Source organism: Curtobacterium sp. MCBA15_001, from assembly GCF_001864835.1.
Lineage (GTDB): Bacteria > Actinomycetota > Actinomycetes > Actinomycetales > Microbacteriaceae > Curtobacterium.
This window is the reverse complement of the sequence record NZ_MJGI01000006.1, coordinates 75,005-76,946: the sequence shown is the minus strand read 5'-3', so window position 1 is coordinate 76,946 and position 1,942 is coordinate 75,005. Positions and strand designations below refer to the sequence as shown.

General features: G+C 67.7%; 2 protein-coding genes and 2 tRNA genes. 1 reads left to right on the top strand and 3 read right to left on the bottom strand.

Annotation, left to right across the window (positions count from 1 at the left end; all coding sequences use genetic code 11):
- Positions 1-32 precede the first annotated feature (32 nt).
- The 3 genes from tig to BIU90_RS03095 all read right to left on the bottom strand — a co-directional run bounded on the left by tig (position 33) and on the right by BIU90_RS03095 (position 1,729).
- Complete coding sequence (gene tig / locus BIU90_RS03105) at positions 33-1,343, bottom strand: trigger factor (protein ID WP_071298777.1); 1,311 nt, start codon at positions 1,341-1,343, stop codon at positions 33-35.
- Positions 1,344-1,379: 36 nt separating this feature from the next.
- Positions 1,380-1,456, bottom strand: a tRNA-Pro gene (locus BIU90_RS03100).
- Positions 1,457-1,513: 57 nt separating this feature from the next.
- A complete protein-coding gene (locus tag BIU90_RS03095) occupies positions 1,514-1,729 on the bottom strand; it encodes a hypothetical protein (protein ID WP_071298776.1) in 216 nt (71 codons plus the stop codon).
- 140 nt (positions 1,730-1,869) lie between these two features.
- Here BIU90_RS03095 and BIU90_RS03090 point away from each other — a divergent pair.
- Positions 1,870-1,940, top strand: a tRNA-Gly gene (locus tag BIU90_RS03090).
- Positions 1,941-1,942: the final 2 nt, after the last annotated feature.

The window sequence follows — 1,942 nt, the reverse complement described above, 5'->3', positions numbered from 1 at the left end:
GGCACCGTGCCTCCTGTCTGGAAAGCTGGTTCTTACTCGGCGTCGGCCGTGGCCGGCTCCTGCGCAACACCCGCGGTGAACGCGGACAGGTCGACGGGCTCGCCGTTGCTGTCCTTGACGGTCACCTTGGACAGGACGGTCGCGACCGCCTTGGAACGGGCGACCTCGCCGACCATGCCGGGGATCTGGCCGTTCTGGTCGATCACCTTGATGAACTCGCCCGGCTCCATGCCGTACTGCGCGGCGGCCTGGATCAGGTACTGCGTGAGCTCTTCCTGCGAGACCTGGATCGACTCCTTCTCGGCGATGGAGTCGAGGAGGATCTGCGAGCGGAAGGCGGTCTCGCTGGACTCGGCGACCTCCTTGCGGTGCTCGTCGTCCTCGAGGCGGTTCTCCTGCTCGAGGTGACGGTGGACCTCGTCCTCGATCAGCTTCTCCGAGATCGGGATGGTGACGTCCTCGAGCAGCTTCTCGACCAGGGCGTCACGCGCCGCGGAGCCCTGACCGAAGGTCTTGGACTTCGCGATCTGCTCCTTGAGGTCGCCCTTGAGCTCGTCGATGGTGTCGAACTGGCTGGCGATCTGCGCGAACTCGTCGTCGGCCTCGGGGAGCTCGCGCTCCTTGACGGCGGTGACGGTCACGGCGATCTGGGCGGTCTCGCCCTCGCGGTCGCCGCCGACGAGCTTCGACTCGAAGGTGGTGGACTCGCCGGCGGTCAGGGACTCGAGCGCCTCGTCGATGCCCTCGAGCAGGTCGCCCGAGCCGAGCTCGTAGGAGACGCCGGCGGCCGAGTCGACCTCGTCGTCACCGATGGTGGCCGTGAGGTCGATCTGGGCGAAGTCGCCCTTCGTCGCCGGACGGTCGACCGTGACGAGCGTGCCGAAGCGCGTGCGCAGGTTCTGCAGCTCTTCCTCGATCTCCTCATCGGAGACCTCGACCGCGTCGACGGTCAGCTCGTAGGAGCTGTAGTCGGGCAGGTCGAACTCGGGACGGACGTCGACCTCGAAGGTCAGGACGAGGTCACCGGCGAAGTCGCTGACGTTCGGCAGCTCGGAGACGTCGGCCTCGGCACGGCCGAGGATGCGCAGCTCCTGCTCTTCGACCGCCTGGCGGTAGAAGGTGTCGATCGCGTCACCGACGGCGTGGTTCAGGACCTCGCCGCGACCGACACGCTGGTCGACGATCGCCGGCGGGACCTTGCCCTTGCGGAAGCCGGGGATGTTGATCTGCTCGGCGATGTGCTTGTACGCGTGGTCGATGCTCGGCTTGAGGTCTTCCGGCGTCACGTTCACCGTGAGCTTGACGCGGGTCTCGCTCACCTTGTCGACGGTGCTGTTGGCCAAGGGGGGTTCTCCTGAATGGTTGGCGGTGGTGTGTCCTGGTCGGGGCGACAGGATTCGAACCTGCGACCTCCCGCTCCCAAAGCGGGCGCTCTACCAAGCTGAGCTACGCCCCGTTTGAGTGAGCCAGGGTGCCCGCGCACACCCGAGGTGCGCACGCGACGCCGATGAGTCTAGCGGTCCGACGATGCCGGGTTCCCGGGAGACTCGTCGGGTGGGGGCAACTGCCTGCGGAGACCCTGCCGCCACTGCACGCCGACGATCACCTGCACCCCGAGCGCGGCGACACCGAGCAGCAGCCCGAGCACGATGCGCCAGACGTGCAGCAGGGCATGGAGCGGCTGGGTCTGCGGGTCCCCGAAGAGGTCCGGGCGGAGCGACAGCACCACCGCGGCGACGGCGACCAGCGAGTACGACAGGATCCGCGAGCGCTTGATCCTGCGCTGCGAGGACGCGTCCGGCGCAGGCAGGACGAGGGGGCGCGGTTCGTCGGGTATGGTGGTCTCGCTGTGCTCTCGGGTGCAGGCGCGGGGATGTAGCTCAATGGTAGAGCCCCAGTCTTCCAAACTGGCCACGCGGGTTCGATTCCCGTCATCCCCTCC